12 protein-coding genes and 1 tRNA gene are annotated in these 13,738 nt (G+C 65.3%); 8 read left to right on the top strand and 5 right to left on the bottom strand.

Going from position 1 to position 13,738, the window contains the following annotated elements; genetic code table 11:
- Positions 1-262: 262 nt before the first annotated feature.
- Positions 263-508, top strand: coding sequence for a pentapeptide MXKDX repeat protein (locus ACVIIV_RS25870; protein ID WP_456746662.1), 246 nt, complete (start codon positions 263-265; stop codon positions 506-508).
- 125 nt (positions 509-633) lie between these two features.
- On the opposite strand, the gene ACVIIV_RS25865 is transcribed toward ACVIIV_RS25870, so the two are convergent.
- A complete protein-coding gene (locus tag ACVIIV_RS25865) occupies positions 634-981 on the bottom strand; it encodes a DUF6481 family protein (protein ID WP_456746661.1) in 348 nt (115 codons plus the stop codon).
- A gap of 263 nt (positions 982-1,244) precedes the next feature.
- Between ACVIIV_RS25865 and ACVIIV_RS25860 the strand changes: the two genes are divergently transcribed.
- The 3 genes from ACVIIV_RS25860 (at position 1,245) to ACVIIV_RS25850 (ending at position 2,723) form a co-directional block, all read left to right on the top strand.
- Entirely contained in the window at positions 1,245-1,481 is a 237-nt protein-coding gene (locus ACVIIV_RS25860) for a hypothetical protein (RefSeq protein ID WP_456746660.1), read from the top strand.
- Between the two features lie 77 nt (positions 1,482-1,558).
- Complete coding sequence (locus tag ACVIIV_RS25855; RefSeq protein ID WP_456746659.1) at positions 1,559-1,795, top strand: membrane protein; 237 nt, start codon at positions 1,559-1,561, stop codon at positions 1,793-1,795.
- A gap of 175 nt (positions 1,796-1,970) precedes the next feature.
- Positions 1,971-2,723 (top strand): hypothetical protein, encoded by a 753-nt coding sequence (locus tag ACVIIV_RS25850; protein ID WP_456746658.1) that lies wholly within the window; start codon positions 1,971-1,973, stop codon positions 2,721-2,723.
- Between the two features lie 289 nt (positions 2,724-3,012).
- Here ACVIIV_RS25850 and ACVIIV_RS25845 read toward each other — a convergent pair whose 3' ends face one another.
- Complete coding sequence (locus ACVIIV_RS25845; protein WP_456746657.1) at positions 3,013-3,174, bottom strand: hypothetical protein; 162 nt, start codon at positions 3,172-3,174, stop codon at positions 3,013-3,015.
- 214 nt (positions 3,175-3,388) lie between these two features.
- Here ACVIIV_RS25845 and ACVIIV_RS25840 point away from each other — a divergent pair, with 214 nt between their 5' ends.
- On the top strand, positions 3,389-3,532 hold the full coding sequence (locus tag ACVIIV_RS25840) for a hypothetical protein (RefSeq protein ID WP_456746656.1): 144 nt from the start codon (positions 3,389-3,391) through the stop codon (positions 3,530-3,532).
- A 285-nt stretch (positions 3,533-3,817) separates the two neighbouring features.
- Here ACVIIV_RS25840 and ACVIIV_RS25835 read toward each other — a convergent pair whose 3' ends face one another.
- Positions 3,818-4,045 carry a DUF2171 domain-containing protein gene (locus tag ACVIIV_RS25835; protein ID WP_028176428.1) on the bottom strand — a complete coding sequence of 76 codons (228 nt, stop codon included), beginning with the start codon at positions 4,043-4,045 and terminating at the stop codon, positions 3,818-3,820.
- A 113-nt stretch (positions 4,046-4,158) separates the two neighbouring features.
- Between ACVIIV_RS25835 and ACVIIV_RS25830 the strand changes: the two genes are divergently transcribed.
- Positions 4,159-5,451, top strand: coding sequence for a hypothetical protein (locus tag ACVIIV_RS25830; RefSeq protein ID WP_456746655.1), 1,293 nt, complete (start codon positions 4,159-4,161; stop codon positions 5,449-5,451).
- A gap of 21 nt (positions 5,452-5,472) precedes the next feature.
- On the opposite strand, the gene ACVIIV_RS25825 is transcribed toward ACVIIV_RS25830, so the two are convergent.
- Both ACVIIV_RS25825 and ACVIIV_RS25820 read right to left on the bottom strand, forming a co-directional pair.
- Positions 5,473-5,691, bottom strand: coding sequence for a hypothetical protein (locus ACVIIV_RS25825; RefSeq protein ID WP_456746654.1), 219 nt, complete (start codon positions 5,689-5,691; stop codon positions 5,473-5,475).
- A 140-nt stretch (positions 5,692-5,831) separates the two neighbouring features.
- A tRNA-Arg gene (locus ACVIIV_RS25820) sits at positions 5,832-5,908 on the bottom strand.
- A 406-nt stretch (positions 5,909-6,314) separates the two neighbouring features.
- Between ACVIIV_RS25820 and ACVIIV_RS25815 the strand changes: the two genes are divergently transcribed.
- Positions 6,315-11,519, top strand: a complete 5,205-nt coding sequence (locus ACVIIV_RS25815; RefSeq protein ID WP_456746653.1) for an alpha-2-macroglobulin family protein — start codon at positions 6,315-6,317, stop codon at positions 11,517-11,519.
- 8 nt (positions 11,520-11,527) lie between these two features.
- Positions 11,528-13,723, top strand: coding sequence for a penicillin-binding protein 1C (pbpC, locus tag ACVIIV_RS25810; RefSeq protein WP_456746652.1), 2,196 nt, complete (start codon positions 11,528-11,530; stop codon positions 13,721-13,723).
- The last annotated feature ends 15 nt before the right edge of the window (positions 13,724-13,738 follow it).

Here is a 13,738-nt window from a genome sequence, read left to right as displayed (position 1 = left end):
GGCCCATCCTAGCCGGTCTTTCACCCAGTATTCTCTCATCTGATAGTTCGAGACCGAATGCCGGGGCAAGTGCCGGCCGTGCTGCGCTGCACACTTGCCGCCCCGCTCCGTATGGGGGTCCGATGCCGCGGACGTGATTGCGGCGAATGCGCGGCGTGGAGAAATTTGTCGGCGAGGCCGTAACAAGTCCTGCCGTCGATCCGTCGAGATCAACTAGCGGCGTCCGTCGCTGACAAACACCATCTCGAAGGGAAGATGATCCATGACCATTCGTACCCGTATCGCGCTCGGCGTATCGGCTGCCGCTCTCTCGCTTGGCCTCGCGTTGGCCCCGGCCGCCTTTGCTCAGGACAAGATGAGCAAGGATGACGGCATGATGAAAAAGGACACGATGGCCAAGAACGGCATGATGAAGAAGGACGCCATGTCCAAGGACGACGGCATGAAGAAGGACCACATGTCCAAGGACGGCATGAAGAAAGACGACGGGATGATGAAGAAGAATTGATCCTTTGGCGTCGTCGCAGCGCCCGCCTCGGGCGAGCTGCGCATTCTCGATTTCCGGCGGCGGCCTTTGAGACCGCCTCCGGAATGGTGCATTCGTTCAGATTCAATTGAACGTGACTAGTGAACTTACTTGCGCTTGGCCTTGCGGGCGGCGTAGCGCGCGTCGCGCTTGGCCTTTTGCTCGGCTTCGAGCGCAGCCTGTGCCTCGGCGGCTTCTTCGGCCTCGCGCGCGATCCGCGCAGCTTCGGCGGCCTTGGCCTCTTCCTCGAGGCGCTTCTGCTCGGCCCTTTCCGCCTCGCGCGCAGCTTTCGCCTCGGCGCGCTTGGCCGCGAGTGCCTCGCGTTCAGCGCGGCGCGCGGCCACCGCCGGATCGTCGGGGCCCGGCTGCGACTTGAATTTGTTCAAAAGATTTTTGCGGGCTTCCTGTGCCGCCTTTTGCCGGTCTGCGAAGCCGGGTTCCCTGAATCCACTCATTACGAGCCTTGTCTTCCTCGCTTTCGATCCTACATCGGTGCCTGTTGGTACGTCGGCTGGGCATAGCAGGCGCCACGCGACGCAGAAGCGTGTACATCGGCGCGCGTCGCGAAGCCACCCATAATCGCAGCCGATCAGGTCAACGAAAAATCGCCCCCCGACGATCTCTCGTAGCCCGGAAAAACTGCTGAATTGTGATGTCCCTCATAAAGGGACACGCGGGCGGCGCCTAGCGTCCGCCCGATACGAGACGGAGCACGGGCATGACGATCTCAAGACCAAGCCTGAAGGCGCTCGCAATTGCCTTTGTCCTGGCGAGCGCGGCCGGCAGCGCGCTGCTGCTCGCTCGGCCGCAGCCCATCGAGAGTGCGGTGCTGGGGGCGGATTGGGAATGCACCCGGACCGCATTCGTGCTCACGAGCTGCGCACCACGGGTCCAGGAGGCAATTCCGGCGGTCGAAACCTTGCGCAGGGATGCGATCCGGCAGACCCGGGGTTGAATTTGGGCCGGCCGATCGGGATGTGACGCGACGCCGCAGAGGTGATAAAGCCGGCTCGCCAGCGCGATCAGACGGCCATGTCGAAGCCAGAATCCAGATCCGAATCCGGCGGGGAGCCCAATCCTCGACCGAAAAGTCAGCCCAAGCGCCAGTCTGGCGGTGACCGCCGCGGTGCGATCGCCGGATTGATCATCGCGGTCGTGATCCTCGGCGTCGGCTGGTGGCTTGCCCGGGATCTCACCGCAGCCAGCAAGATGCAGGATTGCCTGATGTCCGGGCGAAGCAACTGCAATGTGATCGAGCCGGCTCGCTAGGCGCGCTTCAGCGCGGCCAGTAGGGCCGAAAAAATGCCCTGATCTTAATCATTTGTAACGGGACTTAGCCGATCAAGCAGGGCAGTTATTTCGGCCGGCATCAGCCCGGCGCGCGGCGATTCGTCGATCGCGCCAGCGACCGAAGCCATCGAAAGAGCAAGGGGGGCAAGCACGCATGAGTGCGTCCAAACGCATGAAGATCATCATTCCCATGGTTTCGGCTATGTCGTTGCTCGCGCTGGCGGCGCAGGCGCAAGAGGCCAGACCACCGAGAGAGGCCGGCCCGGCGCCGGCCGCGCCGGGTGCAGGCGCGCCGCCTCAGGCCAATCAGAACGTGCGCAGGGGCCCTCCGCCCCAGCAGGCGACCCGGCCCGCGCAGCCCGGCGGTCAGCCCCACGCGCGTCCCAACGCCGGCGGCCCGCCGCCGGGACGTCACGTCGCGCGCGGTCCTGCCCCGGAGCGGGACTGGGGTGGACACACCTATCGCGGCAATCTCGCCTGGGATGGTGGACGCTGGCGCCACGAAGTCCGCCACGGCCGCTCCGGCTGGTGGTGGGACGTTGGCGGCGTCTGGTATTATTATCCGCAGCGGATGGCAGGCCCGCCCGCCTACATCTCCGAGGACTACATCGACGACGTGCCGGTGGCCTATGCCCCGCCTCCGGTCGCCTATGCACCTCCACCTCCGCCGCCGGCTGATCCCGGCGCCAGTGCGCTTGGCGGCGCGCTCGTCGGCGGCCTGCTGGGCGGCCTGATCTCGGGCAATGCAACAGGCGCTGCCGCGGGCGCGGTTCTCGGCGGCGCGACGGGCGCGATCGCCGGAGCCACCGCTGCATCCCAGCCCGGCTACTACTGGGCGCAAGGCACCTGCTATTACCGCTATCCGAACGGCCAATATGTGCAGGCCGATCCCCGCGCATGCTACTGAGTTTTCCAAGCCGGATTGAAGCACGGAGGCGGGCTTAGGCCCGCTTCTTTTTTGCGCGCGGACGATTGCTTCAAATTAGCGCTGGCGCTCGTTACCGCCTCACGCAAGTCTCAAAGAAAAATGTCGGGATGATTCGCGGGGATGTGAGACATGCTGGATGCCATCCAGATCAGCATGGCGTTGTGGGCCATGATCGTTTGCGGCGGGATCAAGCTCTCGCAGGTGCTGACTTACCTGTTCTAGAGGTGATCCGGAAGAGTGCGCGGCGTTGCGCGCATCTTCTCGCGCGTCAGGACACGAGCCAGCTGAAGAACGCGATCGTGGCCCAGACCAGGCCGCCGATCCAGGCCAGCATCACGATGGCGATGGTCCCGAGATAGACGATGCCGAGCAGATCGGACTTACGTCGTTGCGTCGGGACGACGATCTCGGCTGCTGCTTTGTGTCTCATGACCTGAACTCCACGTGGAGCGTTGAAGCTGTTTAGCGGAGATGCCGGGTGAAGGCTGTGACGCAGTTCACAGATCGCTTGAACGAAGCCTGTGCGACGAGGAAGTCACCCCGCAATCATACGGGCGAAATTGCCATGCGCTTGTCCAGATCGGCCGTCTAAAATCGGTCTCATGTGCACCAAGTACGACCCACAGCACGAAGCCGAGGCCGCAATGAAGCTGGCTGCGGCGTCTGAAGGCGCCGATCGGCAACGACTGATCCAGCTGGCCCTGGCATGGCACCAGCTCGCCCGCGATCCGCGCGAGGAGCTAGGGCACCCGCCGGATGCCGCCGGGCGCATCTGCACCAGCTGGTAGGCTCGCCCCATGAGAAAAACCCCGTGCTCGGGGGACAAGCACGGGGTTCTTCAAAGCCGACCGGGGCTGGCGAGTCGGCACCACTCAAGTCGGCTATCCAACGCGCTGATCGCCCGTTCGTTCCGTATCGATCCGCGGCCCGTCCTCGTGAGTGCATGATCGATCAGATTGAACCGGTCATTAACGAATGCTCGGCCTCTCGATTTGCGATCGCGATTCGTGCTTTGCGAACGAAGCGGAGTCGGACCGTGAACAAACAAAAAGCCCCCGAAGGGGCTTCGTGTTTCAGGCGGCTTCCGTCTTCGGTACGGCGTCGGCATTCACCGACAGCTTGACGATATCGCCTTCGACGGCACCGACATATTTCGTGTCGATGTAGTGATGATGGTCCTTGTGACCTTCCGGGCTGTCCTTGCGCGTCAGCTTGATGCGGTTGCCCTCGACGCGATCGACGGTGCCGACATGCGCGCCGTCCTTGCCGATGATCTTCATATGCTCTCTGATATCAGCCATGCTGTCCTCCTTGCATGGAATCAACTGCGAAGACGCCTTTTCGTTGCAGCAGGCGCGTTGGACCCACGGAGCTTTCCAGGCGTTGACGGCCCATCGAATCTGTCAAGACGCGCATGGAGACCATTCGAGCCTATCTGGAACGGAAGTATGAGGAACTCAGGCTGTTGAACGACTGCCTGAGAAACCGGATCGATCTAACGCGTCTGCGTTCCGTCGACGACGTCGTCAGGTCCAAATTCCAGATCACGGCGGCGCTGAGGGCGGAGCACGAATTGCACGAGTGGAAGGCGACTGAGACAGCCTGGTCGCATACGGCCGTTCCCGCCAGCGGGCCGTTCGAGTTCAGTTACGACTACCAGAGGGCCGATCTTACGGTACGCGGTCCTTCGTTCTATGAGCTCGACTGTGGCTGCACGAGCACGGCGATCTACACCGCCTCAGGCATGGCCGCGATCTCCGCCGTGCTGCTCGCCTCCGCGCAAATCGTCGAGAAGGCTGATATCCTGGTGCTTCCAGGTTCCTACGGCGAGACGCTGGAGCTGATCCGGGGCTTCGTCCCTCATTTGCGGCTCGAGGCCGTGAAGCTCCCGCTGGACGATGCGTTTGCACCAGTGAGTTCGCCGCGCATACTTCTGTTGGATTCCTGCTCCTTGGCCGGCGCTTTCGAGGCGGCGCTGCGCTGTGACGGCTCAGGCCTCGATCTCCTCGTATTCGACACGACATGCTTCGCCGGCAGGTCAGGCCGTATCAGGCGTGTCCTGAGGTGGGCCCGACGATACGGAATTCCGCTGGTGTTGGTGCGAAGCCACAACAAGCTCGATTCGCTCGGAGCGGAATATGGCCGGCTCGGCTCGGCCGTTTTTGTGCACGGGCATGAGCAGCCGCCGCGGGCAGGGCGCCTTGAATGGACACGTCTTGCATCCGAAACCCGAAACGCGGTGCGGCTGCTCGGCGGCGCGGCATTGCCGGCCCACTTCCCGCCGTTCGCGGGCAGCGAGGCGTACTGGGCACTGACGAAGAGGCGCGTGGCGGCGATCTTGCGTAACGGCCGAAGCACCGCCCGACATTTTGCCGCGAAGCTCCCGGCGCTCTCGGCCGGGCTTCATTTCACCCACGGTCTGTATGTGACCCTCCGCGGACAGCGCGTGCTCGACGAGGCGGCAGCGCGGCAGGCTGCCGAGGACATGAGCAGCGAATTGCGCCGGCAGGGCTTTCCCATCCGCCACGCCGGCAGCTTTGGCTTCGATTTCGCGGCGACCGAGTGGTTTCACGACGCGACCACGGGCCAGTACAGCGTCCGGGTGGCGGTCCCGGATCTTCCGACGGAGGTGTGGGGCGATCTCACCGCGGCCATCGCGCGGTGGTGGCTGGCGCATCAGGCGGTGAAGGATGAATTCTGTCGATAGCCCGGAAGGAGGGCGCGTCAATCAGTCGACCGCCAGGCAATGCTCCAGTTGCGGCTTCTCGTGGCCGCGGCGCGCCCAATCCTGAACGGCGAAGGCAAGGTGATGCTGACCCATTGCGGCGCCAATGATCGAGGCCTGGGCCACCTTGACGGGCCTCGTGACCACATTGGTGTTCACCAGGCCTGCGTCGACTGCCAAATACGACATCGCAACGATCGCGACCGCAGATGCGATCGCCATTCTCGTCAACTCGGATTGCTGCATTAAGAAACCTATCGGGCACGTCTCGCCCGGCGCTTACATAGGGCTGATCGGCGCCGTGCAAAGGTCGGCGTATGGTTACCCACGCGTTCGTGAAGGGCGGCTGACTGTCAATGGACTGGCGATCCCGGCAGGACTCGAACCTGCAACCCGCGGAGTAGAAATCCGCTACTCTATCCAGTTGAGCTACGGGACCGTCTTGAGCCGGCCGGTTTGGGCGGCTGGCCGTTCATCTAGCATGCCAATATGAAAAATCTGGCGTTTCGCCAAGCCTGAACCGAACCGTTTTCCTCAATGCCGCGACAAAGCGGAACGGTGGGGTGTCAGGGTGCCGGGTTGAGCGGCAGCGGACTGGACGATGGTTCAACATCGCCGGGGCCGCTGAAGAGCTTCCGGGACACGGCCGCCGGTCGACTGGTCTGGTAGTGCTGCGCCATCAGGACGGCGTGCGCGGCGGTATCTTGATCGGTCTCCTCTGGGTTTGCCTTGTCATGGCGAATGCGACGATTTGCACCTCTGGTTCCATCGCCTTGAGTCCGTCACCTTTCCGCGCATTTCATTCGCCGCCGCGGCGTTCGTCCGCGATTTCCGGGAGTCCATCCATGATCGGTCTTGTTCGCGCCGTCACAATCTGCGCCGCGCTGGCGCTCGGCCTTGTCGCTGCGCAGGCCGCTGACAAAGCCTTCAAGCGCGACGATCTCGCCGATTCCGCGATCAAGCTGGAGGCCCAGATCAAGAGCGAGGCGGGCCCGGTCGCCAAGACCAGCGCGACGCTGAAGACGGACGCCGACGCCGCTTTCCGGCGCAATGATTATCGCGCCGGCCTCTCGGTGCTCGGCCAGATCGCCGCGACGACGCCCGAGGATACCGGCAACTGGCTGCGGCTCGCCAAGGTCATCTTCCAGATCTCGCCGAAGAGCTCCAGCGAGCAGACCTTCCTGCTCGAGCGGGCCTCGACCGCCGCCTACATCGCTTACATGCGCGCCGGCAATGCCGGCGAGGAGGCTGACGCGCTCGCCGTGCTCGGCAAGTCGCTCGCGGAGCGGAAGCTGTGGCGGCCGGCGCTGGACGCGCTGCGGCTGTCGCTCGACATGCGCGAGGTCGCCGAGGTCCGCGGCCGATATGAGAAGATGCGCGACGAGCACGGCTTCCGCCTGCTCGACTACACCGTGGACTCGGACTCGGCGAGCCCGCGAACCTGCTTCCAGTTCTCGGAAGAGCTTGCCAAGCGCACCGATTTCGCGCCCTTCCTGGCCCTCGCAGGGCAGGACAAGCCGGCGCTGTCGGCCGAAGGCAAGCAGCTCTGCGTCGACGGGCTGAAACATGGCGAGCGCTACAACATCAATCTGCGGGCCGGCCTGCCGTCCACGGTGAAGGAGGGCCTGCCGAAATCGGCCGAGTTCAACATGTATGTGCGCGACCGCAAACCCTTCGTGCGCTTCACCAGCCGCGCCTATGTGCTGCCGCGGACCGGCCAGCGCGGCATTCCCGTGGTCAGCGTCAATACGCCGGCGGTGAACATCAACGTCTTCCGGATCGGCGACCGCAACCTGATCAACACGGTGGTCGACAGCGACTTCCAGAGGACGTTGTCGAAATACCAGCTCAGCGATCTCGGCGATGAGCGCGGCGTCAAGGTCTGGAGCGGCGAGCTCGCGACGGCGATGACGCTGAACCAGGACGTCACCACGGCATTCCCGATCGACCAGGCGCTCGGCGAGCTCCAGCCCGGCGTCTACGTCATGACCGCAGCGGCCAAGGGCCCGGGCTCGGACGACGACTACCAGCTCGCGACGCAATGGTTCATCGTCTCCGACCTCGGCGTCTCCGCTTACTCCGGCAATGACGGCATCCACGTCTTCGTCAACTCGCTGGCTTCGACCGATCCGGTCGGCAAGGCCGAGGTGCGGCTGGTTGCCCGCAATAACGAGATCCTGGCGACGCGCAAGACCGACGAGTCCGGCCACGTGCTGTTCGAGCCCGGCCTTGCGCGCGGCGAGGGCGGCCTGTCGCCGGCGATGCTGACGGTCACGGGCGAGAAGGCCGATTATGCCTTCCTCAGCCTGAAGTCCTCCGCCTTCGATCTGTCCGATCGTGGCGTCTCCGGCCGCGCGGTGTCTGCAGGCGCCGATGCGTTCGTCTATGCCGAGCGCGGCGTCTACCGCTCCAGCGAGACCGTCTATCTGACCGCGCTGTTGCGCGACGGGCAGGGCAATGCCGTCACCGGTGGACCGCTAACGCTGGTGGTCGAGCGCCCCGACGGCGTCGAATATCGTCGCGCCGTGCTGGCGGATCAGGGCGCCGGCGGCCGCACGCTGTCCGTGCCGCTCAATTCGGCTGTTCCCACCGGAACTTGGCGGGCGCGCGCATTCACCGATCCGAAGGGGGCTTCGGTCGGCGAAACCACCTTCATGGTCGAGGACTACGTGCCCGATCGGATCGAATTCGACTTGTCCGCCAAAGACAAGCTGATCAAAGCTAATGCTCCAGTGGAGCTGAAGGCGGACGGTCATTTCCTCTATGGCGCGCCGGCCTCGGGCCTCCAGCTCGAAGGTGACATGCTGGTGGCGCCCGCGAGCGAACGTCCCGGCTTTGCCGGCTACCAGTTCGGCGTCGACGACGAGGAGACCACCTCGAACGAGCGCACGCCGCTGGAGAATTTGCCTGAAGCCGACGCCAACGGCGTTGCGACTTTCCCGGTGACGCTGGACAAGCAGCCGGCCTCGACCCGGCCGCAGGAGGCACAGATCTTCGTCCGCATGGTCGAGACCGGCGGCCGTGCCGTCGAGCGCAAGCTCGTGCTGCCGATCGCGCCCGCGACCGCCATGATCGGCATCAAGCCGCTGTTCGGCGACAAGAATGTCGCCGAGGGTGACAAGGCCGAGTTCGACGTCGTGTTCGTCTCGTCCGAGGGCAAGACGCTGCCCCGCGACGGCCTGCGCTATGAGCTCCTGAAGATGGAGTCGCGGTACCAGTGGTATCGCCAGAACAATTACTGGGAGTACGAGCCGGTCAAGTCGACCTCGCGCGTCGCCGACGGTGACGTCACGATCGCGGCCGATAAGCCGTCGCGTATCTCGCTCAGCCCGCAGCCCGGCCGCTACAGGCTCGATGTGAAATCGAACGATGCGGACGGCCCGGTGACCTCGGTGCAGTTCGACGTCGGCTGGTATTCCGACGGCAGCGCCGATACGCCGGACCTCCTGGAGACCTCGATCGACAAGCCGCAATACGCCTCCGCCGATACCATGACGGTGTCGGTCAATGTCCGCAGCGCCGGCAAGCTGACCATCAACGTGCTCGGCGACCGCCTGCTGACGACGCAGACCATCGATGTCAAGGAAGGCACCGCGCAGGTGAAGCTCCCGGTCGGCAAGGACTGGGGCACCGGCGCCTATGTGGTGGCGACGCTGCGCCGTCCGCTCGATGCGGCCGCCCAGCGCATGCCGGGCCGGGCGATCGGCCTGAAATGGTTCGGCATCGACAAGCAGACCCGCACGTTGCAGGTGAAGCTGGCCCCGCCTTCGCTGATCCGGCCGAACTCCACGCTGAAGATCCCGGTCAAGATCGACGGGCTCAATCCGGGCGAGGACGCCAAGGTGGTCATCGCCGCGGTCGATGTCGGCATCCTCAACCTCACCAATTACAAGCCGCCGGCGCCGGACGATTACTATCTCGGCCAGCGCCGCCTGAGTGCCGAGATCCGCGATCTCTATGGGCAGCTGATCGACGGCATGTCGGGCACGCGCGGCCAGATCAAGTCCGGCGGCGACGCCGGCGCAGGCGAGCTCCAGGGCTCGCCGCCCACGCAGAAGCCGCTCGCGCTCTATTCCGGCATCGTCACCGTCGCCGCCGACGGTACCGCGGAAGTGAGCTTCGACATTCCGGAGTTCGCCGGCACCGCACGCGTGATGGCGGTGGCGTGGACTGCGACGAAGCTCGGCCGCGCCAACACCGATGTCGTGATCCGCGATCCCGTGGTGCTCACGACGACGCTGCCGCGCTTCCTGCTCAATGGCGACCACGGCACGGTCAACCTGGAGATCGACAATGTCGAGGGCCAGGCCGGCGACTACGTCATCAACGTGAAGACGGGCGGCCCGGTGAAGATGACCGGCAATCCCGCCACCACGGTCAAGCTCGCCGCCAAGCAGCGCAATTCGTTCTCGCTCGCGCTCGATGCGACCGCGGCGGGGCAGGCGACGCTCGACGTCGACATCAAGGGGCCGAATGGCCTCGCGCTGGCGCGCCACTATGCGTTCGACGTCAAGGCGGCGACGCAGGTGCTGGCGCGGCGTTCGATCCGCACCCTGGCCAAGGGCGAGAGCCTGACGCTGACCTCGGATATGTTCTCCGACCTCGTGCCGGGCACCGGCAGCGTCTCGGTCTCGGCCAGCCTGTCGACCGCGCTCGACGCCGCGACGATCCTCAAGGCACTCGACCGCTATCCCTACGGCTGCTCGGAGCAGATCACGAGCCGCGCCATGCCGCTGCTCTATGTCAATGACCTCGCGGCCGGCGCGCACCTCGCCATGGACACCGAGGTCGACCAGCGCATCCGCGACGCGATCGAGCGGCTGCTCGCGCGTCAGGGCTCGAACGGCTCGTTCGGCCTGTGGTCGGCGGGCGGCGACGATGCCTGGCTCGATGCTTACGTGACGGACTTCCTCACCCGTGCCCGCGAAAAGGGCTTTGCGGTGCCGGACGTCCTGTTCAAGAACGCGCTCGATCGTATCCGCAACTCGGTCGTCAATGCCAACGAGCCGGAGAAGGACGGCGGGCGCGAGCTCGCCTATGGTCTCTACGTGCTCGCACGCAACGGCGCAGCACCGATCGGCGATCTCCGCTATCTCGCCGATACCAAGCTTGCCAACCTGGCAACGCCGATCGCGAAGTCGCAGCTTGCGGCGGCGCTGGCGCTGGTCGGCGACCGCAACCGCGCCGAGCGGGTGTATAGTGCTGCGCTCGACAGCTTGGCGCCGAAGCCGGCGCTGGAATTCGGCCGCACCGACTACGGCTCGCAGCTTCGCGATGCCGCGGCTTTGGTGTCGCTCGCCAGCGAAGGCAATGCGCCGAAGGCGACGCTGACGCAGGCGGTGTCCCGAGTCGAGACCGCGCGCGGGCTGACGCCCTACACCTCCACGCAGGAGAATGCGTGGCTGGTGCTGGCCGCGCGGGCGCTGGCCAAGGAGAACCTGTCCATGGAAGTGGATGGCCAACCCGTCAAGACCGCGCTCTATCGCAGCTACAAGTCCGTGACGCTGGAGGGCAAGCCGCTGAAGATCACCAACACCGGCGACGCACCGGTGCAGGCGGTGGTCTCGGTGTCGGGTTCGCCGGTGACACCGGAGCCGGCGGCGTCGAACGGCTTCAAGATCGAGCGCAATTATTTCACGCTCGACGGCAAGCCGGCCGACATCAGCAAGGTCAAGCAGAATCAGCGCTTTGCGGTGGTGCTGAAGATCACCGAGGCCAAGCCGGAGTACGGCCACATCATGGTGTCCGACTATCTGCCGGCGGGCCTCGAGATCGACAATCCGAAGCTGGTGTCCTCCGGCGACAGCGGCACGCTCGATTGGATCGAGGACGGCGAGGAGCCTGAAGATACCGAGTTCCGCGACGATCGCTTCACCGCGGCGGTCGATCGCGCCTCGGATTCCAAATCGGTCTTCACCGTCGCCTACGTCGTGCGCGCGGTCTCGCCAGGCAAATACGTGCTGCCGCAGGCCTATGTCGAGGACATGTACAATCCCTCGCGTTATGGCCGGACCGGCACGGGTTCCGTCGAGGTGCGGGCGGCGAAGTGAGTAATGGGATGAGCGAGGCTGAGCCACATACACAGTCGTCATGCCCGGGCTTGACCCGGGCATCCACGGCCGCACGGGCGGTGGGTGACGGCGTAGATGGCCGGGTCAAGCCCGGCCATGACGGGCGGAGAGGGCGGATTGCGATTCGCTTTCTCTCGACGGCCGCGCTCTCCTTCATCCTCGCCCTCATCGGTTTCGTCGCCTGGGTCTACTCGCTCGGTCCTCTCCCGCTCGACGAAGCGCGCCAGGTCTCCACCACCATCGTCGACCGCAACGGCAAGCTGCTGCGCGCCTATGCCATGGCAGATGGCCGCTGGCGGCTGCCGGTCGATGCCAGGACCAACGTCGATCCTACCTACCTGAAACTGCTGTTCGCCTATGAGGACCAGCGCTTCTACGCCCATAACGGTATCGATCCGCTGGCGCTGGGGCGTGCGGCGTTGCAGCTTGGAACGCGCGGCCACATCGTCTCGGGCGGATCGACCATCACCATGCAGCTGGCGCGGCTGATGGAGCCGCGCCGGCAGCGTTCGCTCTACGCAAAGCTGCGGCAGATCGTGCGCGCCATCGAGATCGAGCGCAGCATGAGCAAGGAGCAGATCCTCGATCTCTATCTGGCGCTCGCACCGTATGGCGGCAATCTCGAAGGCATCCGCGCGGCGTCCATTGCCTATCTCGGCAAAGAGCCGAAGCGCGTGTCGCTGGCGGAGGCCGCGATGCTGGTCGCGTTGCCGCAATCGCCGGAGACGCGCCGGCTCGATCGCTATCCCGAGGCGGCGCGCAAGGCGCGCGACCGCGTGCTCGACCGCATGGTCGAGGAGCACGTGGTCAGTGCCGACGATGCCAGGCAGGCCAAGGCCGTGCCCGTGCCAAGACTGCGCAAGCCGATGCCGATCCTGGCGCCACATGCCTCCGACACCGCGCTGTCGACAGTCAAGGACAAGCCGGTCATCAAGCTGACGCTCGATGCAAACCTGCAGAAGGTGCTGGAGCCGCTGGCGCGCGACCGTGCCATCGCGCTCGGGCCGAACATCTCGGTCGGCATCATCGTGGTCGACAATGAGAGCGGCGACGTGCTCGCCCGCGTCGGCTCGGCCGATTATTTCGACGAGAGCCTGGCAGGGCAGGTCGACATGACCCGCGCCATCCGCTCGCCCGGCTCGACACTGAAGCCTTTCATCTATGGGCTCGCCTTCGAGGACGGCTTTGTCCATCCCGACAGCCTGATCGACGACCGGCCGGTTCGCTTCGGCTCCTACGCGCCGGAAAATTTTGACATGACGTTCCAGGGCACGGTGCCGGTGCGGAAGGCGCTGCAATTGTCGCTGAACGTGCCCGCCATCGTGCTGCTCGACCGCGTTGGGTCGAGCCGCCTGGCCTCGCGGCTGCGCCAGGCAGGAGGCAATCTGGTCTTGCCCAAGGACGAGACGCCAGGGCTCGCCATGGGTCTCGGTGGCGTTGGCGTGACGCTTCAGGATCTTGCTCAGCTCTATGCGGGCTTCGCCCGTCTCGGCACCACCAAGCCACTGCGCGAGGTCGTGGCTGACAAGGACGACCGCGAGCCGCTCCGGCTGCTGGATCAGGTCGCGGCCTGGCAGGTCGGCAACGTGCTGCTGGGAACGCCGCCGCCGGAGAACGCCGCCCACAACCGGATCGCGTTCAAGACCGGGACCTCCTACGGCTATCGCGACGCCTGGTCGGTCGGCTTCGACGGCCGCATGACCATCGGCGTCTGGGTCGGCCGGCCCGACGGCGCCCCGGTTCCCGGCCTGATCGGACGAGTCGCCGCCGCGCCGATCCTGTTCGACGCCTTCGCCAGGACCGGCAAGACGCTCGCGCCATTGCCGAAGGCGCCCAGGGGAACCCTGGTGGCTGGCAACGCCAGGCTGCCGCTGCCCCTGAAGCGGTTCCGTCCCGTCGGGGAACTGGTGCGCGCCGGGAGCGAGCAGGCGCTGCACATTCAATTTCCGCTCAACGGCTCGCGGATCGACGTCGATCGATCGGGTGGCCGGGAGAGCGCAGCCATGCCGGTCAAGGTCGCCGGCGGCGTGCTGCCCATGACGGTCATGGTTAACGGCACCGCGCTCGGCGAGATCGATGGCCGCCGCCAGCGGCTGATCGATCCGCCCGGTCCGGGCTTTGCCCGGCTCACCGTGATCGACGCCACGGGCGCCGCGGACACAGTCGTCATTCGAATTCAATGACCCTGCCTTAAGCGG

This window comes from Bradyrhizobium sp. USDA 4354 (genome assembly GCF_054060315.1).
The sequence above is the reverse complement of the archived record's forward strand: the minus strand, read 5'-3'. Positions and strand labels throughout refer to the sequence as shown.

Excerpts from the sequence above, each read along its gene's own strand:
- ACVIIV_RS25845 (WP_456746657.1), bottom strand. The coding sequence starts at position 3,174 with ATGAGACACAAAGCAGCAGCCGAGATCGTCGTCCCGACGCAACGACGT.
- ACVIIV_RS25855 (WP_456746659.1), top strand. The coding sequence starts at position 1,559 with ATGTCGAAGCCAGAATCCAGATCCGAATCCGGCGGGGAGCCCAATCCT.
- ACVIIV_RS25860 (WP_456746660.1), top strand. The coding sequence starts at position 1,245 with ATGACGATCTCAAGACCAAGCCTGAAGGCGCTCGCAATTGCCTTTGTC.
- pbpC (WP_456746652.1), top strand. The coding sequence starts at position 11,528 with ATGAGCGAGGCTGAGCCACATACACAGTCGTCATGCCCGGGCTTGACC.
- ACVIIV_RS25830 (WP_456746655.1), top strand. The coding sequence starts at position 4,159 with ATGGAGACCATTCGAGCCTATCTGGAACGGAAGTATGAGGAACTCAGG.
- ACVIIV_RS25815 (WP_456746653.1), top strand. The coding sequence starts at position 6,315 with ATGATCGGTCTTGTTCGCGCCGTCACAATCTGCGCCGCGCTGGCGCTC.
- ACVIIV_RS25870 (WP_456746662.1), top strand. The coding sequence starts at position 263 with ATGACCATTCGTACCCGTATCGCGCTCGGCGTATCGGCTGCCGCTCTC.
- ACVIIV_RS25850 (WP_456746658.1), top strand. The coding sequence starts at position 1,971 with ATGAGTGCGTCCAAACGCATGAAGATCATCATTCCCATGGTTTCGGCT.
- ACVIIV_RS25840 (WP_456746656.1), top strand. The coding sequence starts at position 3,389 with ATGAAGCTGGCTGCGGCGTCTGAAGGCGCCGATCGGCAACGACTGATC.
- ACVIIV_RS25865 (WP_456746661.1), bottom strand. The coding sequence starts at position 981 with ATGAGTGGATTCAGGGAACCCGGCTTCGCAGACCGGCAAAAGGCGGCA.
- ACVIIV_RS25825 (WP_456746654.1), bottom strand. The coding sequence starts at position 5,691 with ATGGCGATCGCATCTGCGGTCGCGATCGTTGCGATGTCGTATTTGGCA.
- ACVIIV_RS25835 (WP_028176428.1), bottom strand. The coding sequence starts at position 4,045 with ATGGCTGATATCAGAGAGCATATGAAGATCATCGGCAAGGACGGCGCG.